This window comes from Kitasatospora sp. NPDC059408, assembly GCF_042751525.1.
GTDB lineage: Bacteria > Actinomycetota > Actinomycetes > Streptomycetales > Streptomycetaceae > Kitasatospora.
The window spans coordinates 1-12,680 of the sequence record NZ_JBHYWI010000086.1; the positions used below are offsets into that span (position 1 = coordinate 1).

The window sequence follows — 12,680 nt, forward strand, 5'->3', positions numbered from 1 at the left end:
GCCATGCGGCTTGGGATGCCGCATGGCCGGTCGCGCGGTTCCCCGCGTTCCTGCCGGTCCGCCGCGGGCCCGGACGTCAGTTCGCGCGCTGGTCGACGAGACGGATCAGTTTGCCCGTGCGCGGGTTGATGTCCAGTCCGTCCGGGCCGACCCACTCGAAGGCGAGCGGGTGGATGTTCCCCTTCCGCACTTCCGCGCCGAACATCGGCCGGGCTTCGTCCAGCACGGCGAGCAGCTCCCGCTCGAAGTCGGCCGACCGGGCCGGGCCGGCCACCCGCAGGAGCAGTTCGTCCTTGGCCTCGCGGCGGCGGAGCACGACCTGCAGGTCGCCGACCGCACCCTGGCGGTCGGCCCGGGCGGCCATGGCGCGCAGGTCCTCCAGGTAGACGGTGACCACGCCGACCCGGGCACCCTCCTCGGAACGGCCGAGCAGCCGGAAGCGGCGTCGCGGGTAGTCGACCCACTCGGCGATGTCGCCGACCGGGTAGCGGATCACCGGCATCAGGCGACGCACCAGGTCGGTGGCGATGACCCGGCCCGCACGGCCCTCCTCGGTGATCGGCTCGCCGCTCTCGGGGTCGAGCAGCTCGATCACCTTGTCGGTGCCGAACACCTCGTGCACCCGGGTGTCCGGCTCGTCCGCCACCGGCCCGGCGAGGATACCCGCGTCCACGCTGGCGTAGCCGATCGAGCGGACCCGCGCGTTCGGGAAGGCGGCGGCCATGAGCGCCAACTGGTCGCCGTAGAAGGCCTCTCCGGCGAACAGCGCCAGCCGGACCTGCGGCAGCGTCCCCACGGTCTCGGCCACCTGACGGGCCAGCCGGCACAGCGAGGTCGGCGGCGCGGAGATCACCGTGGCGCGGAAGTCGCGCAGGGCCTCGATGGTGAAGTCCAGCGGCGCCGCACCGCCGATCGGCAGCTGCACCACCGGGACCGGCGCCTCCTGGAAGGCGTTGAGGGTGAAGACGAAGCTGGAGTACAGCTCCCCGGCGTAGAACAGATTGGCCACCCGGTCGCCCGCGCGCACCCCGGCGGCGGGCAGCCCGCCGCCGAAGCGCCGGGCCATCGCACGCCATTCGTCGCGGGTGTAGACCGAGACGCGCGGTGCGCCGGTGGTGCCGCCGGTCTTGAAAACGATGCCGTCCTGGTGCGGGCCGGTGAGCAGATCGCTGCGCTCGATGCCGTGGGCGCCCCAGTAGGCGGTGTGGTCGATCAGCGGCAGCGCCGACAGGTCGGCGACGTCGCCGGGCAGTCCGGCGTAGAGGTCGCGGTAGAAGGGCGAGTGCTCGCGTACATGGGCCAGGAGATCGGCCAGCTGAGGGTCAGTCATGTCATCCAAACCTGCGATGGGATTACCAGTTGATCGTAACCGCATCGTCGCGGGTCGGGGCCGCCGCGGTCACCCGTCGAGGTGTCCGAACCCCCACGGTGTGAGGCGGGCGCTCCAGGTGAAACGCCGGCATGGCGGCGGCTACGCCCCGCAGGGACCGCCACCCTCGGGCGTTGCCGTCGCCCCGGCAGCGGATCGGCCGGCCGTGGGCAGATCGGCGATCGGGCTGCGGGGTGTGCCCGCGATGCCTGAGACTGATGTTCGGTCCGAGGACGGACAGTTGACACACAGTCAACTTGACGGTGTCTCCGTGATGCCGATTGAGACAGGAGCTGCCCATCATGAGCAAGCGCACCTCGCGATCGACCCCTCTCGCCACCGCCGTCGCCGCCACCGTCGTGGTCCTGGCCGTCGGCCCTGCGGCCGCGGTGGCCCCGGCGGCGGTGGCCGACACCGCTCCGGCGGCCCCGGCGCCCCTGGTGCTGGCGACCCCGGCCGGCACGCAGTTCAGCGAGCCCACCGGGGTCAACGACAACGGTGTCGTCGTCGGGTGGCTGTACGGAGAAGGCACCAACTCGGCGCGCCGCGCGATTCGGTGGAACGCGGACCTCACGCCCACCGTGCTCGCCCCACTGGAGGGTGACACCGAGGACCAGGCCTTCGGTGTCAACGACGCGGGCACCGTGGTCGGGTCCTCCCGCCGGCAGTCCGGGACGCACGCGGTGACCTGGGCCCCCGACGGCACGGCCACCGCCCTGGATCCGCTGCCCGGTGACACCGACGCCCGGGCCGCCGCGGTCAGCAGCACCGGCGTGGTGATCGGTTCCTCGTGGGCGGACGCCGGACAGCAGCACGCCGTGGCCTGGGCTCCGGACGGGATGGCGGTCGAGCTGGAGCCGCTGGGCGACGACGTCCGCACCGTCGTGTCCGGGATCAACAGCTCGGGCGTGGCCGTCGGGTACTCCCAGGGCGCCGACAGCGTGGGTCCGCGGCACGCGGTGCTCTGGAGCCCGGACGGGACCCCCGCCGCCCTGAACTCCCCGACGGGCTGGGCCGACAGCGGGGCCGTCGGGATCAACGACGCCGGTGTCGTGATCGGCTTCGGCGGGCCCAGCCCCGCGGCCACGCTCGGCCTGATCTGGCATGCCGACGGTTCCATCACGCAGGTGGCCGACTTCGGCCGGGTGACGGCGGTCAACGGCTCGGGCACGGTGGCGGGCACGGCCGCCTCGGCCGGCACGCTGGGGAGCGCCACGAAGTGGGCCCCGGACGGTACGGCGACGCTGCTCGGGCCGAAGGCGTCGGGCCCGGTTTCCAGCTCCGCCACCGCGATCAACGACGACGGCACCGTCGTCGGGTACTCCTGGACCGGCGACCCCGCCCGCGAGTTCCAGACGGCGCTGCGCTGGAACCCCGACGGGACGACCACCGTGCTGTCCCAGCCGGACGTCGCGTCGGCCAGGTTCGTCAACAACCCGGGACTCGTCGTGGGAGTCTCCCTCGTCCACGGCATGCGCGGCTACGCCGCGCACTTCGCAGCGGTCTGGAAGTAGCCCGCCCCGCCCGGGCCGCCCCGCCCTATCAGTGCGGCACCGACAACCCCGACGGCTGGGACCACCACGGCGCGCGCCGACGCCCTCGCCGCGTTCGGCGGTCTCGCACCGCACGGCCTGGTCGCCCCCCGGGACGCACCCAAAGACGCGGCGGCGGGAAGGCGCCTCCGGGCCGCCCGGACTGCCGGCCGGCCCGGAGGCGGTGGCGAAACGGGCTGTGGAGCCGATGACGGAGTTCGATGTCGCCGAGCTGCGGCGTCCGCGCGCCGCTCGGTGGCCGCAGAGGTGACCGGGTCTCAGCCGATCCGGAAGGTGGCCGACACGATCTGGAAGTAGCGGTTGGCCTCGTCGAGGCGACCGGCCGGCGCGGAGACCCAGAAGTCGTAGCTGCGGCCCTGCTCGGTCCAGGAGATGTCCTGCACGCGCCGGGCACCGAATCCGTCCTCCGGGTAGCCGTCCCAGGTCCACAGCCACAGGGCGGCGTCGGCGGTGCCGTGGAAGACCGTGGGCTGGACGCTGCCGCCACGGTAGCCCGGGTTGGTCCGCGGGCCGGCGGCGTCCTGCTTCCGGAGTTCGGCCAGCATGCCCTGACCGCTCGGGGTGGTGGGGTGGACGCCGATCCGGAAGGCGTGGTCCGGCGAGAGGTAGAAGACCCGGCCGGCGGCGTCGGTGTCGCGCACCCAGCCGTCGGGGACGGCCAGCGAGAAGCCGGCCGGGTCCCGGCGGATGCCGGACCCGGCGGGGACGGCCACCGGGCCGGTGCCGCCCGGGACGGCCGGGGAGGACGCGGCCGGGGACGGCCCGGCCGGGCTCACGGACGACGCGCCGGCCGCGCCTGCCGGGGACGACGTCGCCGGGGACGGCACCGGTTCGGCCTGTGCCTCGTGCTTCCCGGGGCGCAGGCCGGGGTCCAGGACGAGGACACCGCCGGCTGCGGCGGCCGTTGCCAACGCGGCGGCGACGCTCCAGCGGAGTCCGGTTCGGCGGCGGGTCCGCCGCACGGCGGGGCGGGCTGCGGGCGTGGCAGGCAGCCGATCCCCGGCGAGGGCGCCCGGTGTGACGAGCGTGCCGGGAGGCTGAGCCACGGTGTGCGCGCCACTTGCGGCTGCGGGCCCGGGCACGGCGTGAACGGGGGCTCCACCGTTCCTGACGGTCAGGCCCGGGCCGTGCTCCGTCCCGTCTGCCGGCTTCGCGCACCCCGCCGCGGTGTCGTCGAGCAGCAGCTCCGCGACCTCGGCCGTGGGCCGCTCCAGCGGTTCCTTCTCCAGCAGCGACCCGATCAGCGGCGTGAGCGGACCGGCGCGCAGCGGCGGCTCCGGCGGGTCGGCGGCGATCGCCATGACGGTCTCGATCGCGGTCGCCCTGCGGAACGGAGACAGCCCCTCCACGGCCTGGTACAGGGTGACGCCCAGCGCCCACAGGTCGGAGGCGGGGGTCGGGGTGCCGCCGCGGACCAGCTCCGGTGCCAGGTAGTCGACGGATCCCACCAGTTCGCCGGTCCTGGTCAGGCTGGAGGTGCCCGCGATGGTGGCGATGCCGAAGTCCGTCAGCACGACCCGGCCGTCGAGCGCGAGCAGGACGTTGCCGGGCTTGACGTCGCGGTGCACGACGCCGGCGGCGTGGGCGGCCCGCAGCCCGGCCAGGATCCCACGCCCGATCCGGGCGGCGTCCGCCGCGGGCAGCGGCCCGTCCTCGGCGAGGACCGCGGCAAGGGTGCGGGAGGGGACGTACTCCATCACCACGCAGGGGAGCCCCTCGTGCTCCACGACGTCGTGCACCACCACGACGTTGCGCTGGCTGATCCGGGCGGCGCTGCGCGCCTCGCGGAGGGTCCGCTCCAGCAGGGTCGCGGTCTCCTCGGGCGACAGCTCCGGGCGGATCCGCAGCTCCTTCACGGCCACGTCGCGGCCCAGCAGCTCGTCCTCGGCCCGCCACACGGTTCCCATGCCGCCGCTGCCGATCCGCTCCAGCAGCCGGTACCGGCCGGTGATCAACCGGTCCTCGCCCACCTGGGCACCTCTTTCGTCCTCTGCCCGCCCGCCGCGGTGATCCGCCCGTGACGGGTGATCCCCGAGATTCTCGGCCGCCGGGGGCGCGGACGCCAATTTCCGGGGAGATCCCACCTGGTTCCCGTGCGCGCCCGGGCCGGCGTCCCGCAGCGTCGTGCCGTGCCGGCACACCAAGGAACCGACCAGCGACGCGGGTGGCACCGTCGGGGTGGAGCCCGGTATGCAGATCTCCGGCGCAGACGAGCCCGAGCACGGCGAGCCGCCGGCCGGCCGTCAGGAGGCGGTGCCTGCCCGGCCGCGGCCCCTGCGCGCCTGACCTCACCGCCCGCCGCCGAGCCGCCCTGCCGCGTCGGCGCCGCCTGCCTGCTGCCCGTCGGTCTCTGGTCGCCCGAACGCCTGCGACGACCTGCCGCTGCCGGACGGCCGTGCGGCCCGTCCTGTCGGCGGTGGGCCCGGCCGGTCCCGGAAGGGGATGCGTGAGCCGACGACGGAGACACGGCACACTCCCGGACGATCACCTTCCACGACGATGCCATCACCGTTGGTTAACTTATCGCGCGGGTTTCCCGTTGCCCTCGCACGACCAACCGAGAGCGGGAGAAGGATGCGGACCGGAACTCCCAGCCGTGAAGGGCGTAACGAGGCGCAGCCGAGAATCTGGCGCAACGCGCTGTCACCGCAGGACTGCCGCGCCGCCGTCGAGGCCATGGCCCGGTCCGCCGCCATCACCGGCCCGGTGCTGCGCCGCAGCGAGGACGTGGTCGACCTGAGCATGCGCAGCTGCTCGGAGCACCTGCTGGCGCCCGAGCGGTCGAAGCCCGTCGTCACCGCGATGCGGGAGGTGGCACGGAGGACGATCGAGGACGAGGGATGGCGACGGGCCGCACTGGACGGCCCGAAGTTCTGCAGCTATGCCGAGCGCGGACTCTTCCGCGCCCACCGGGACAGCTCCGACGACCCACTGGATCCCGCCGTCGTCCGCCATCGACGGCTGTCGATCGTCTGCCTGCTGAACGACGCGACACCGCACGACGGCCTCCCCTCCTTCGATGGCGGAGCGCTGGTCCTCTACGTTCCGCGGCCCGACGGCACCGTGGCGCCCGAGAACATCCGGCTGGAAGCCGGCTCCATCGTCACCTTCCGCTCCGACGTGCTGCACGAGGTGCGCCCGGTGCGCACCGGTGTGCGGTACTCGGCGGTGGCATGGCTCTACGACGTGGACGACAGCAGTACCAGCGAGGAGAAGCGATGAACAACCTTCACGACGAGCTGAACGACCGTCTGGAACTGCGGATCACCACCGATCTCCTCGGCGAGTACCGGCCGGAGCTGGCCCACTTCCTCAGACGGCTCGGCCTCGGGCACCTGCTCGACGAGGTCCTCGCCCCGCTCACGGCGAGGGCCCGCACCAGGATCGCCGTGGCGTTCGAAGAGCGTCCGTGGCCGCCGTCCGGCATCGGTGCGAGGACCCTGCGTGGCATGGCGGTGGCGGTGGTCAGCGACAACGGGCAGTCGCTGCTCACCCCGGCGTTCCTGTCCGTGCGGGACGCCACCAATGTGGGGCTGGCGGCGGCGATGACGAAGTTCCTCTTCGAGGACCTGGCGGGCGCGGGCGTGGACTGGGTGTCCCTGTTCGTCAACGAGCAGTCGGCGGTCGTCTCCGGTGAGCTCGCCGACGTCGGCTTCGTGCCCCGGCAGGCCCGGATCCTGACCGGCGGGGCCGAGTTCACGGCGTATTCGGCGAGCCCGCCCGCGGTGCTGAAGGAACTCGGCCTGGACGCCACCCGTCTCGGCGATGCGTTGGCCCTCAACCTCGACCGGGCCCGGATCTCCCGGCTCACGGGATTCCACCTCGCACTCGCGGCGGGGATCGCGCCGCACTGGGCCGGCGACACGCGGTGGGCCGAGGTCTTCCCCGGGTTCGACGAACTCCTGATGACGTTGCCGCCCGGCGGCATCACGGGCACCCCGGGACCCACGATCGGCATCGGGGACGAGCCCGTCGAGTGACCCCGACCATCGACGTCTTCATCCGGTCCTACCACCGGGACCGGCAGTGGCTGGCCCTGGCGCTGCGCTCCATCGCCCTGTTCGCGTCGGGCCACCGCCAGGTCGTCGTGGTCGTGCCGCGGTCGAGCCTGGAACGTATGGAGCCGTCGGCGATCGAGTCGACGGGCGTGCGTCTGTCCACGTGCCGCGACTACGCCGACGACTACCTCGGCCAGCAGATCACCAAGCTCAACGCGGACCGCTACACGGACGCGGACATGATCCTGCACCTGGACTCGGACCAGGTGTTCACGGCGCCGTGCGAGCTGACGGCCCGTCTGTTCGACTGCGGCCGGCCACGGATGGCCTTCGACTCGGGCGGTGCCCGGCCGGAGTCGGACGGCTGGCGGCGGTGCCCGACCGCATTCTTCGGTGAACCGGTGCGACCGGACGTGACCGAGCCGCCGCCCCTGGTCGTCCCCCGGCACGTGTATGCCGGGCTCCGTGCCCACTGCCGGGACGCACACGGCCAGTCGATCAGCGACTACGCGCACGCCGCCGGGTTCGGCAGGTTCTGCGAGTTCGCGCTGCTGCGCGGGTTCGCCCTGACCCGGGAACCGGAGCGGTACACCTGGGTGGACACCGCCCGGCACGGCCGTCTGCTGCCGGAGTGCCGAAGCTTCTGGAGCCGGGCCCGGACGCCCGCCTCGGTGGTCGGCGACCTGCCGCCGGAGCTCGCCGCCGCCGGTCCGCAACCCGCCGTTCCACCGCATCGGTGACGCCGGCATGCGCTCCTCGGTGCCCGTTTCCGTCGTCGTCTGCGCCTACCAGGAGGGTGACCGCGTCACCGAGACCATCCGGTCGGTGGCGAGCGCGTGCGTGCGGCCGCGGCAACTCGTCCTCGTCGACGACGGCAGCACGGACGGCGGCTGCGAGCGGGACTGGCCGTCGTGGGTGCGGACGCTGCGCGGGGACCATGTCGGCGTGGCCGCGGCCCGCAACCGCGGCGCGCGGGCTGCGGACCAACCGGTCCTCGTCTTCCTCGACGCCCACTGCGCGGTGGACGACCGGTGGCTGACACCGCTCGTGGCCGCGCTCGAGCGCACGCCGGACGCGCTGGTCGGACCCGCGGTGCGGGACGCCTCCGACAGCCGGTTCGTGGGCTGCGGGGCCGAACTCGTGGACGCCCTGCTGACCTACCGCTGGCGCCCGGTGGCCGGGCCCGGACCCATCGAGGTCGGTCTCCTCCCCGGCGGCTGCCTGGCGGTCGTCCGGGACCGCTTCCTCATGGAAGGAGGCTTCGCGGCCTTCAGCGGATTCGGGCTGGAGGACGTGGAGCTGGCACTGCGGTGGTGGCGCGCGGGGCGTCCCTCGCTCGGCATCCCCGGGGCCGTCGTCACCCACCGCTTCCGGACACTTCCGCCGTACCGGCCGGAGCAGCAGCCGTGGCTCCAGAACATCCTGCGCACCGGGCTCTTGCACCTGCCCGGTCCGCAGCTGCGGGCTTCCGTCCTGGCCTGCGCACGCTTTTCCACCTTCCCCGGCGCGATCGCCACCGTCCTCGCCGAGCCGTGGGTGGCGGCGCAGCAACGGCTCCTCACCACCGAGCTGCGGCCGATCGCCGACTACCTCGACCAGTGGGCACCCCGGGCCTTCGGCCCCTGAGGCCGGATCCACCTCGTCGCGTCCGTGTCGGCCGTGCCCGGGGTCCGATCGGCGGGAAGGCGGGCTCGGAGCCGGAGCTCACGGTGAAGGCCGGCCCGGCCGGCTGGAGTGCCCGCAGTGCGTCAGCGACCGTGTCGGGTATCTCGCTACAACTTCACCTCAGCCTATGACTCAACGCCTATCGCTTGATCTTCGAAGGGAACCCGGGCTTGGGCCGGGCGGGATGCGATCCCTGGCACACAGGCGCGGAACGTCGGAGGTCTCCGCACCTGGCCCGGATTCTGTGCGGCCCGGTCGAGGTCGGCCTTCAAGCGGGCGCCGGAGACGTAAGCCCGGCAGACGCAGCCGTGTGCATCCGTGCGCGTCGGCTCCTCGCTTCCGGCGTCCTTCGGACACGGACTTGGCAGGGACATTGCCGGGGCCGATGATGTCGCCGGGGGAACCTCGCCGGCCCGGCGGGGGAGTGCGCTCTGGAGGAGTGGGGATGGCGGCAGGTGTCCCGGGGGTTCCGTGGGACAAGGGTTTGTCGGCGAAGGACCGTTTCGAATACTGGCGGGACACACTGGGCAAGACCCGGGAGTGCGAGGCGACCAGTGCTCACGCGGACAGCTTCGAGGCGGAGTTGCGGTGGTCGGAGCTGGGGCCGGTGGCGATGTTCTGGACGTCGTTCCGGTCGGTCCGCTTCGTCCGCAACGAGCGGATGGTGCGGCGCTCGGACCGTCCGGAGCTGTATCACCTGACGCTGCTGACCTCCGGCGCCCAGACCTTGAGGCGCGGGGAGGACCAGCGGGACAGGTCCGGGCCCGGGGAGCTGTGGCTGGTGGACAATACGACCCCGTACGACGTGCGGGTCTTCGGCACCGGCCCGGAGGACGCCCGCGCGGCCGGGGTGGGAATCGACATCCCCCAGTCGCTGCTGCCGGTGCCCGGCTGCCTGCTGCGTGACCTGCTCGGCCGGAGGCTGCCCGCGAACGAGGGCTCGGGTGCGCTGCTGGCGGAGTTCCTGCTCGGGCTGGACCGTCAGGCCCCCACGCTGCAACCCGCCGAGCTGTCCCGGCTCGGGACGGTCGTGGTCGACCTGGTGGCGGCCTGGATCGCCCGGGAACTCGACGCCGTCCCCACCCTGCCGCAGGAGACCCAGTGGCGGGCCCTGATGGAGAGCGTCCGCGGGTTCATCCGGCACAACCTCCACGACCCCGACCTGTCTCCAGCTACGGTCGCCGCCGCGCACCACATCTCCCTCAGCCACCTGCACCACGTATTCACCCGGCAATCCGGCGGCGAGACGGTCGCCGCCTCGATCCGCCGACAGCGCCTGCAGAGGGCCCACCGCGACCTGGCCGACCCCGCACTGCGCAGCGCCCCGATCCACCTCATAGCCGCCGCCTGCGGCATGCCCCGCGCGTCCGAGTTCAGCCGCGCGTTCAAGGCCGCGTACGGGATCCCGCCACGCGAGCACCGACACCAGGCGCTACTCGCGGAGCCGGCACGCGAATCAACCCGGGCACGGGGATGCCCCGGTTAGCCCTTCGGGACAGCCGCCCGGCGGCCGAGACCGGTTGTGCACGAGGATCCCTGCCGGGTGGCTCTCCGGCGTCGGCTGGTCTTCTGTCGCTCGTCCGCTTCCACCGGCGAGGCCCGGGTCCGGACCCGGGCCGGGCGGCCGGCGGTCCCGGGGCCGCCCGGAACGGGCGAGCGTCACGGGCCGGTGTTGTAGCTTCCGGTGATCGAGACGGCGAGGACGGCGCCGTGCGCCGGGTAGGCGTCGGCGGCCAGCCGCGCGTGGCTGTACTGCTGCCAGTCGACGTAGTGATGTGTCTTGACCGTCGGGTACTTGAGCGCGGTGTCGTGCGCGGACGTGCCGTCGTCGAGGTTCGGCAGGTGCGGGCCCTGCACCACCTCGACCGATCCGCTCGGCTTGCCCCTGGTCATCGAGTCGGCGGGAGGGACGAAGTCGGAGGTGATCGGCACGTCGTAGCGCACGCTCGCCGATCCCGGCAGAGGGGCTCCGTCGGGCGCACCGCTCGTCGGCGACGGGCGGGAGTAGTCGTACGCGGCGACCAGCCCGGGCCGAGGCCGTGGGTAGCTCGGGTAGCCCCTCCAGTCGGCACGCCACTGCGCGGCGGTCAGCGCCGCGTCGAGCTGCCCGAGGCGTTCGAGGAAGTCGCCGTCGAACGCCTCGTACATCGTGGTGGTCCTGGTGCACGTCACCGGGAGCCACCGCTGCCGTGTGAAGGTGAAGGCCGTGGTGGTCGAGTCGGTCGTGCAGACGTCCGCCACCGTCGTCCCCAGGTACGCCGCCCACGGCAGTGCGGCCCGCAACCGGTCGATCTGGCCGTCGAGTTGGACGGTCAGCGCCCGGTCCGCCGCCCGCGCGGTGGCCGAGCGCGCCGCCTTCCCGACGTCGGGCTGCGGCTCGGGCCGAAGCGACAGGTACACCCACACCGCCAGCCCGACGGCACCGGCGAGCACCACCTTCGCGACCACCGCGCAACCACGTCGTACACGTTCGGACATCAGGCCCGCCCCCCTTTGTTTCCCCTCGCCCCGACGATCAGACGGGGACGTTCTTGATCACGGATTTGGCCAACGGCGGGAGCCGGCCCGGCGGCGGCCGAGCCACGGTGGCCCGGCCGTCGGACCACCGGCCGTCCCGAGGAGCATGCCGCGCCCGTGGGCCGCGAACCCCTGGACGAAGGCGCTGCCGGTCGTCGGTCGTCGAAGACCCGACCGGCGCCGCTGAACCCTGAACGGCAGCCACCGCGACGGCAGGCTGACCGCCCGCCAGGCCGCCCTTCCGGCCGCGCTCCACCGCCCAGGCGGGACGGGCTGATCTGTCCGTCCGCACCCCCGCCGTAGAAGGCCGGCTGCTCCCCGGTGTCCTCCGGGCACTGACTTGGCAGGGACATTGCCGGGGTCGATGATGTCGCCGGGGGAGCCTCGCCGGCCCGGCGGGGGGAGCGCTTTTCTGGAGGGGTGGGGATGGCGGCAGGTGTCCCGGGGGTTCCGTGGGGCAAGGGTTTGTCGGCCAAGGACCGTTTCGAGTACTGGCGGGAGACGCTGGGCAAGACGCGGGAGTGCGAGGCGACGAGTGCTCACGCGGACAGCTTCGAGGCGGAGTTGCGGTGGTCGGAGCTGGGGCCGGTGGTGCTGTTGGGGTCGTCGTTCCCCTCGGCGCGGTTCCGGCGCACGGAGCGGATGGTCCGGCGTTCGGACCAGGAGCTGTATCACCTGACGCTGCTGACCTCCGGAGTCCACGGGCTCAGGCGCGGCCAGGACCAGACGGAGACCTTCCGTGTCGGGGACCTCGCCCTCATCGACAGCTCCACCGCGCACGACGTGCGGATGCTCGGGGACCGGTCCCCGAGCGGGGGAGGTCCAGAAGTCACCGCCGTGGGCGTCGACATCCCCCGGTCGCTGCTGCCGGTGCCCGGCCGCCGGGTGCGTGACCTGCTCGGGCGTAGGCTCTCCGGCCGGGAGGGAACGGGTGCGGTGCTGGCGGACTTCCTTCTCAGCCTGGAGCGCCGTGCCGCCTCCTTGCAGCCCGCCGAGTCGTCCCGGCTCGGGCTGGTCGTGGTGGACCTGGTGGCGGCCTGGGTCGCCCGGGAGCTCGACGCCGTTCCCGCCCTGCCGCAGGAGATCCAGCGGCGGGCGCTGATGGAGAGTGTGCGCGGGTTCATCCGGCACAACCTCCACGACCCCGACCTGTCCCCGGCGACGGTCGCCGCCGCGCACCACATCTCTCTCAGTCATCTCCATCACCTGTTCACCCGGTACTGCGGCGGCGAGACCCTCGCCGCCTCGATCCGCCGCCAGCGCCTGCAGAAGGCCCACCGGGACCTGGCCGACCCCGCGCTGCGCGGCGTCCCGGTCCATCTCATTGCCGTGGCCTGCGGCCTCCCGCGTGCGTCGGAGTTCAGCCGCGCGTTCAAGGCCGCGTACGGGATCCCGCCCCGCGAGCACCGGCACCAGGCGCTGCTCGCAGAGCCGGCGGACGGTCGGGGCGCCGACGAAGGCGGTGCCCCGGAAGTCCCCTCGGGGCAACCGGCCGGCGGCGACGGCCGCGGCACCGGGAACGTCCGTGCATGAGGACCTTCCGATGGCGTTCGGGGCTGGGGCCGCCACGGCGGCCCC

Annotated in this window: 10 protein-coding genes; 7 read left to right on the forward strand and 3 right to left on the reverse strand. The window is 73.4% G+C overall.

Annotated elements, in window-relative coordinates; translation table 11 throughout:
- Positions 1 to 76 precede the first annotated feature (76 nt).
- Positions 77 to 1,330: a phenylacetate--CoA ligase family protein gene (locus ACFXDE_RS36730; protein WP_380498732.1), complete on the reverse strand. Its 1,254-nt coding sequence runs from the start codon at positions 1,328 to 1,330 to the stop codon at positions 77 to 79.
- A gap of 341 nt (positions 1,331 to 1,671) precedes the next feature.
- Between ACFXDE_RS36730 and ACFXDE_RS36735 the strand changes: the two genes are divergently transcribed.
- Positions 1,672 to 2,883, forward strand: a complete 1,212-nt coding sequence (locus ACFXDE_RS36735; protein ID WP_380498733.1) for a hypothetical protein — start codon at positions 1,672 to 1,674, stop codon at positions 2,881 to 2,883.
- A 296-nt stretch (positions 2,884 to 3,179) separates the two neighbouring features.
- On the opposite strand, the gene ACFXDE_RS36740 is transcribed toward ACFXDE_RS36735, so the two are convergent.
- Positions 3,180 to 4,892: a protein kinase gene (locus tag ACFXDE_RS36740; protein WP_380498734.1), complete on the reverse strand. Its 1,713-nt coding sequence runs from the start codon at positions 4,890 to 4,892 to the stop codon at positions 3,180 to 3,182.
- Between the two features lie 604 nt (positions 4,893 to 5,496).
- On the opposite strand from ACFXDE_RS36740, the gene ACFXDE_RS36745 reads away from it, so the two are divergent.
- The 5 genes from ACFXDE_RS36745 (at position 5,497) to ACFXDE_RS36765 (ending at position 10,071) form a co-directional block, all read left to right on the forward strand.
- The gene (locus ACFXDE_RS36745) at positions 5,497 to 6,144 is read left to right on the forward strand and encodes a 2OG-Fe(II) oxygenase (RefSeq protein ID WP_380498735.1); all 648 of its coding nucleotides are present in this window, start codon (positions 5,497 to 5,499) and stop codon (positions 6,142 to 6,144) included.
- Entirely contained in the window at positions 6,141 to 6,902 is a 762-nt protein-coding gene (locus tag ACFXDE_RS36750; RefSeq protein ID WP_380498736.1) for a hypothetical protein, read from the forward strand. The genes ACFXDE_RS36745 and ACFXDE_RS36750 overlap by 4 nt, the downstream gene beginning before the upstream one ends.
- Positions 6,899 to 7,660, forward strand: coding sequence for a hypothetical protein (locus ACFXDE_RS36755; RefSeq protein ID WP_380498737.1), 762 nt, complete (start codon positions 6,899 to 6,901; stop codon positions 7,658 to 7,660). Before ACFXDE_RS36750 ends, ACFXDE_RS36755 begins: the two co-directional genes overlap by 4 nt.
- A gap of 19 nt (positions 7,661 to 7,679) precedes the next feature.
- The gene (locus ACFXDE_RS36760; protein WP_380498738.1) at positions 7,680 to 8,546 is read left to right on the forward strand and encodes a glycosyltransferase family 2 protein; all 867 of its coding nucleotides are present in this window, start codon (positions 7,680 to 7,682) and stop codon (positions 8,544 to 8,546) included.
- Positions 8,547 to 9,030: 484 nt separating this feature from the next.
- The gene (locus tag ACFXDE_RS36765) at positions 9,031 to 10,071 is read left to right on the forward strand and encodes a helix-turn-helix domain-containing protein (RefSeq protein WP_380498739.1); all 1,041 of its coding nucleotides are present in this window, start codon (positions 9,031 to 9,033) and stop codon (positions 10,069 to 10,071) included.
- Positions 10,072 to 10,244: 173 nt separating this feature from the next.
- Here ACFXDE_RS36765 and ACFXDE_RS36770 read toward each other — a convergent pair whose 3' ends face one another.
- Positions 10,245 to 11,063: a hypothetical protein gene (locus tag ACFXDE_RS36770; RefSeq protein ID WP_380498740.1), complete on the reverse strand. Its 819-nt coding sequence runs from the start codon at positions 11,061 to 11,063 to the stop codon at positions 10,245 to 10,247.
- Between the two features lie 504 nt (positions 11,064 to 11,567).
- Here ACFXDE_RS36770 and ACFXDE_RS36775 point away from each other — a divergent pair.
- Positions 11,568 to 12,635, forward strand: coding sequence for a helix-turn-helix domain-containing protein (locus ACFXDE_RS36775; protein WP_380498741.1), 1,068 nt, complete (start codon positions 11,568 to 11,570; stop codon positions 12,633 to 12,635).
- The last annotated feature ends 45 nt before the right edge of the window (positions 12,636 to 12,680 follow it).

Bases quoted from the DNA above. Each gene is read 5' to 3' on its own strand.
- ACFXDE_RS36730 (WP_380498732.1), bottom strand. From the start codon at position 1,330: ATGACTGACCCTCAGCTGGCCGATCTCCTGGCCCATGTACGCGAGCAC.
- ACFXDE_RS36735 (WP_380498733.1), top strand. From the start codon at position 1,672: ATGAGCAAGCGCACCTCGCGATCGACCCCTCTCGCCACCGCCGTCGCC.
- ACFXDE_RS36745 (WP_380498735.1), top strand. From the start codon at position 5,497: ATGCGGACCGGAACTCCCAGCCGTGAAGGGCGTAACGAGGCGCAGCCG.
- ACFXDE_RS36750 (WP_380498736.1), top strand. From the start codon at position 6,141: ATGAACAACCTTCACGACGAGCTGAACGACCGTCTGGAACTGCGGATC.
- ACFXDE_RS36765 (WP_380498739.1), top strand. From the start codon at position 9,031: ATGGCGGCAGGTGTCCCGGGGGTTCCGTGGGACAAGGGTTTGTCGGCG.
- ACFXDE_RS36770 (WP_380498740.1), bottom strand. From the start codon at position 11,063: ATGTCCGAACGTGTACGACGTGGTTGCGCGGTGGTCGCGAAGGTGGTG.